The sequence below is a fragment of the Desulfobacter sp. genome, from assembly GCF_050177295.1.
In genome coordinates this window covers 1-4,583 of sequence record NZ_JBFXHE010000363.1, presented here as the reverse complement: position 1 = coordinate 4,583, position 4,583 = coordinate 1, and the positions used below count along the sequence as shown (strand labels likewise).

At 45.3% G+C, this 4,583-nt stretch carries 5 protein-coding genes; all 5 read right to left on the bottom strand.

The window, feature by feature from the left end; translation table 11 throughout:
- Positions 1–397 (bottom strand): aminotransferase class III-fold pyridoxal phosphate-dependent enzyme (locus AB7U36_RS19030; protein WP_428161231.1); only part of this gene is annotated, 397 nt, incomplete at its 3' end.
- A gap of 9 nt (positions 398–406) precedes the next feature.
- Positions 407–1,627 carry a diaminopimelate decarboxylase gene (locus tag AB7U36_RS19025; RefSeq protein ID WP_428161230.1) on the bottom strand — a complete coding sequence of 407 codons (1,221 nt, stop codon included), beginning with the start codon at positions 1,625–1,627 and terminating at the stop codon, positions 407–409.
- Entirely contained in the window at positions 1,624–2,100 is a 477-nt protein-coding gene (locus AB7U36_RS19020) for an SET domain-containing protein-lysine N-methyltransferase (protein ID WP_428161229.1), read from the bottom strand. The genes AB7U36_RS19025 and AB7U36_RS19020 overlap by 4 nt, the downstream gene beginning before the upstream one ends.
- Positions 2,101–2,554: 454 nt before the next feature.
- Complete coding sequence (locus AB7U36_RS19015; RefSeq protein ID WP_428161228.1) at positions 2,555–3,472, bottom strand: exopolyphosphatase; 918 nt, start codon at positions 3,470–3,472, stop codon at positions 2,555–2,557.
- Positions 3,473–3,561: 89 nt separating this feature from the next.
- A partial coding sequence (locus tag AB7U36_RS19010) for a UDP-glucose dehydrogenase family protein (RefSeq protein ID WP_428161227.1) occupies positions 3,562–4,583 on the bottom strand: 1,022 nt, incomplete at its 5' end.

The window sequence follows — 4,583 nt, the reverse complement described above, 5'->3', positions numbered from 1 at the left end:
TCGCGGATTCAACAGCCGTGGAGCCGCTGCTTGTAAACTGGAAATGGTTGAGATCACCCGGTGTCAGCTGACTCAGTTTGTGTGCAAGCTCGATGGACGGCGGGCTTGCCATGGCCCCGAAGGGGGTATAATAAACCAGGCGAATACACTGGTCAGCAATGGCATCTGCCATCTCCTTATTTCCATACCCCAGATTCACACACCACATACCTGAGATCGAATCAATATATTTGTTGCCTTCATTGTCAAACACATGAATCCCTTTACCGGATTCAATAATCATCGACTGGGCATCACTGCCTAAATCTGACCACGGGTGGATAATGTGTTTTCTATCTATTTCTGCAAGCGTCGCCTCTTCCTCATCACAATTTATATTTTTTGCTTTCACATTCATAATAGCCCTTCATACCAATAAATTTTCCGACACCTGCCCCCGCATACAATGATTGGACATCATGGATGAGGCATATCCACCGGCATTGATAAAAACAAGCGGGTCTTTCTCTTTGATCTGATCCGGCATGGAAAAGTTATGTTTCCATACATCCAGGGACTCGTTGATATTGCCCACAATCGTCACAGGTTTCATTTTGTCCGTTTTTTGCGTCAGCACAACAGGCTCGCAGGGTAACCCATAAAATACCGGTTCAATGGCCAGGTTAAACCCGCCGTTCACGCCGACAAAATCGGTATTGCGCTTTTTCTCGACGGTATTAACCTCTAAAACCAGAAGACCACTGTCTTTGGCAATATAATCCCCGGGTTCAACACAGACAGTGATTTCTTTGCCGCCGAAATGGGAATTGATAACCGATGCCCAGGCATCCAGATCCAATTTCGTGTCATCAATATCATGGGGAACACCCAAGCCACCGCCAAGATTAACGAACGCCAGATTTTTCACCTTATCTAAAAACCAGTGCGTTGCACCTAAAATCTCACTGAACAGGGATAACTGATTGTTCAGATACCCGCATCCGGTATGGAAATGAATGGTATCCACTATAAAGTTGTTTTTTTCAGCAAGCTGCAACGCATCGTCAAACTGTTCTCTGTAGATGCCGAACTTGGTAGTTTTATCGCCGCTGTATTTCAGGGTTTCATTATTTCTGTAACCAATCCCCATTGCCGGGTTAACACGGATGCCGATTTTTCGGTGGGAACAGAACCTGGCCAGTCTACGGATTGTGCTCAAGGAATCGCAATTTAAAGCCACATCCGGATTATCAGCTAAAAGCTTGAGTTCCTCGTCTGTCATGGAGTTGGCCGTATATGAAATGTCATTACAGTTGAAACCGCAGGAAAACGCATGTAACAATTCACTGGGCGAACAAACATCCACGCCGCATTGTGCCCCGATTTTAATATATGTCAGCACAGGGGCAAACCGGTTGGCTTTTATTGCATAAAAAATTTTATGGGCGGCCGGCTGATCTAACGCCTGATCTAACGCCTGATGGATCCGCCCGATATTTTGTAGTATGCGCTTTCCATTGTAAAAGAAAGCCGGTGTGCCCGTTGTGTTGATCAAATCAGTCACTGGTTTTCCTGCAAAGAACAACACCCCATCCTGGTAACACAAATCCTGTCTTTCCCACCACAAACGCTTGTTTTGTGGCTTCATCCACACTTCCTTTCCAGATCAAGAAGGTATTGCCGACCAGCTTCGTTGATTGATTCTTTTCGACCCGTCACCCATTTGCGACAGTTGATCGCACCACATGAACAGGGAAATTGTTTAAATAATTTGTCCTCTGTCTGGGCATAATCCATTGTCAGGGCTTCGCCTTCTTTAATATCTTGCAATGCCCAGATTTCAAGCTTATTCATATCCAGAAAGACACGCGGATCACATGAATGCAGCAAAAGCCCTGTAAAGTGAGGGTCATAAAGATGTAGAAAGGGGCTGATCTGAAGGGTGTGCTGAAGAATATACGGCACGGTAATCCCGGCCATCCTTGCCACCATATCCCCTTTTTTAAAATTGCGCTTTACATAAATGCCGCTGCCTTTTGTTTCACAATAGTTAACCGTAAAATCTTCGTTGCTTGGATAATTTCTGCCCGCTTCAAGCTCATATTCACTGGGGTAAATCATAAACGCCTCTCTTTAAAATTATAGATTATGTATGACATTGAAATCATTATAATAATTCATGGTATTTATGTACTATATCAACTCAACATTCGGTTCTGCTCAATGAAGACCATGGGTCTTTAAAATGCCATATTCATGCCAGGCAACCATTAAAAATTTAATATATTGATTTTAAATACGATTTATTCCACATGATAAAATTGAAAGCGTTATGTACATACCAAACATCTCAAATGTAAATTTTTTATACAATTTGTTATATATGGTTCAGGTAACTGTAAATTATTGGCACAACGCCTTTTGTATACCAAATAACCCACACCCCTTTACTGTTTGATGTTATTAAATATTTTAAGATAGTTACAATAGAAATAACCATCAACCACATGACATAAACGCACATTTTGTATTGTGCGTTTTTTATACATTTTGCGTCCAGGATATCGTTATCAATCTACCCCTTATTCAGTTCTTCAAAAATTTCCTTGATAATATCGTCTGCCTTATCAATGGGTACCTGGCAGGTTCCCACACGCCTGTGGCCGCCGCCGCCATGTTTAAGCATCAAAGATCCCACATCGGCTGTGGCGGTATTGTTGATAATGCTGTAACCGCAGGTGATAATGATATTCTGGCTCTGGAAGCCCCACATAATCTGCATGGAGATATTGGCATCGGGAAAAAGGCTGTATAAAAGGAACCGGTTGCCTGTGTAGATGTCTTCCTGATTCCTTAAGTCAAGAATCACGACATTGCCTTGCATGCGGCTGTTGTCAAGGAGCATTTTACGGAAGGGTTTGTCCTGTTCAAAGTACCGCACGGTGCGTTCCTTGATATCCGGAATTTCAAGGATCTCCCTGTCTGTCTTGTTGCGGCAGTAATCAATCATATCCATCATCAAAGCGTAATTGCTGATGCGGTAATCCTTGTAACGCCCGAGACCCGTGCGGGGATCCATGATGAAAGACAAAAGGACCCAGCCCTCGGGATTGAGAATTTCCTCTTTTGTAAACCGGGCAGCATCTGCTTTATCAACAGCATGAATCAGGTCATCAAGGTGCTGGTTTTTAAACTTTTCCAGCCCCCCATAGTACTCGTAAACAACCCGGGCTGCACTTGGCGCCGAAGGATCGCTCTTCCCTTCAAAGTTGCCGGATGCCTTACGTTCCTGTTCGCTGGCGTGGTGATCAAACCAGAGACCGCAACCGGGCACGAAAGGAATGTTTGACAGAATATCGTCGGAAGTGACTTCAATTTTCCCGTCCTGAATATCTTTGGGATGGACGAATTTAATGTCATCAATAATTCCTTTTTCTTTGAGAATGGCTGCACAGCCAAGGCCGTCAAAGTCAGATCGGGTAACCAGTCGCATGAATATCTCCTTTTGCTGTGAATTTTATAAGATAAGGATTTTGTAAGACGACCATAAAACCCACAGAAATCTCCAATCATTCAAAACGGCTATTGATGGCACGATCCCGGCTCCCGCCCCATGCCGTGATACTCAAACCCGGCTTCTTTGAATTCGTCAGGGTCATACTGGTTTCTGCCGTCAAAGACCACCCGTTCTTTCATTAGGGATGCCATTTTTTTAAAATCCGGCTGCCTGAAGGCCTTCCACTCTGTAACCAGAATACAGGCATTTGCACTGTCCAGGGCCGAATACTGGTCTTGGGCAAAATGGATCTTTTCCTGCTCCTGTGCCGGGATCTCCTTTTTGGCCTGGTCCATGGCCACAGGGTCATATACATTGACCCGGGCGCCTGCGTCCACAAGGGTTTTAATCAATACCCGGGAAGACGCTTCGCGCATATCATCGGTGCCGGGTTTAAAGGCCAGCCCCCAGATGCCAAATATCCTGCCGGTCAAATCCTGTCCGAACCTGCGGATCACCTTGTCTCCAAGCACCTGTTTTTGCAGATTGTTCCTTGCCTCCACCGCTTCCAGAAGAGTGGGAGCGAAACCCGCATCCTTACCGGTTTTCACCAGGGCCTTGACATCCTTGGGAAAGCACGACCCGCCGTATCCGCAACCGGGGTAGATAAATGAATACCCGATGCGGGAATCTGAACCGATTCCCTTGCGCACATTCTCCACATCCACACCCAACCGTTCGCACAGATTGGATATCTCATTCATGAAGGAAATTTTTGTGGCCAGCATGGAGTTGGCTGCATATTTTGTCATTTCAGCGTCTTTGATATTCATGAACAATATTTTGTCCCGGTTTCTTGAAAAAGGTGCATACAGCCTGCGCATCAACTTTGCGGCCCGGTCGGAATCCGCGCCCAGGATAATCCGGTCCGGCTTGAGAAAATCATTAACAGCGGCCCCTTCTTTAAGAAACTCGGGATTTGATACCACGTCGAATTCAATGGCTGCTTTCCGGGCTTCAAGTTCTTTGCGGACCTGCGCTTTAACCTTATCAGCTGTTCCCACGGGCACCGTAGATTTATCCACAATCACGGCGTAATCTTCAATGA

Bases quoted from the DNA above. Each gene is read 5' to 3' on its own strand.
- AB7U36_RS19025 (WP_428161230.1), bottom strand. From the start codon at position 1,627: ATGAAGCCACAAAACAAGCGTTTGTGGTGGGAAAGACAGGATTTGTGT.
- AB7U36_RS19015 (WP_428161228.1), bottom strand. From the start codon at position 3,472: ATGCGACTGGTTACCCGATCTGACTTTGACGGCCTTGGCTGTGCAGCC.
- AB7U36_RS19020 (WP_428161229.1), bottom strand. From the start codon at position 2,100: ATGATTTACCCCAGTGAATATGAGCTTGAAGCGGGCAGAAATTATCCA.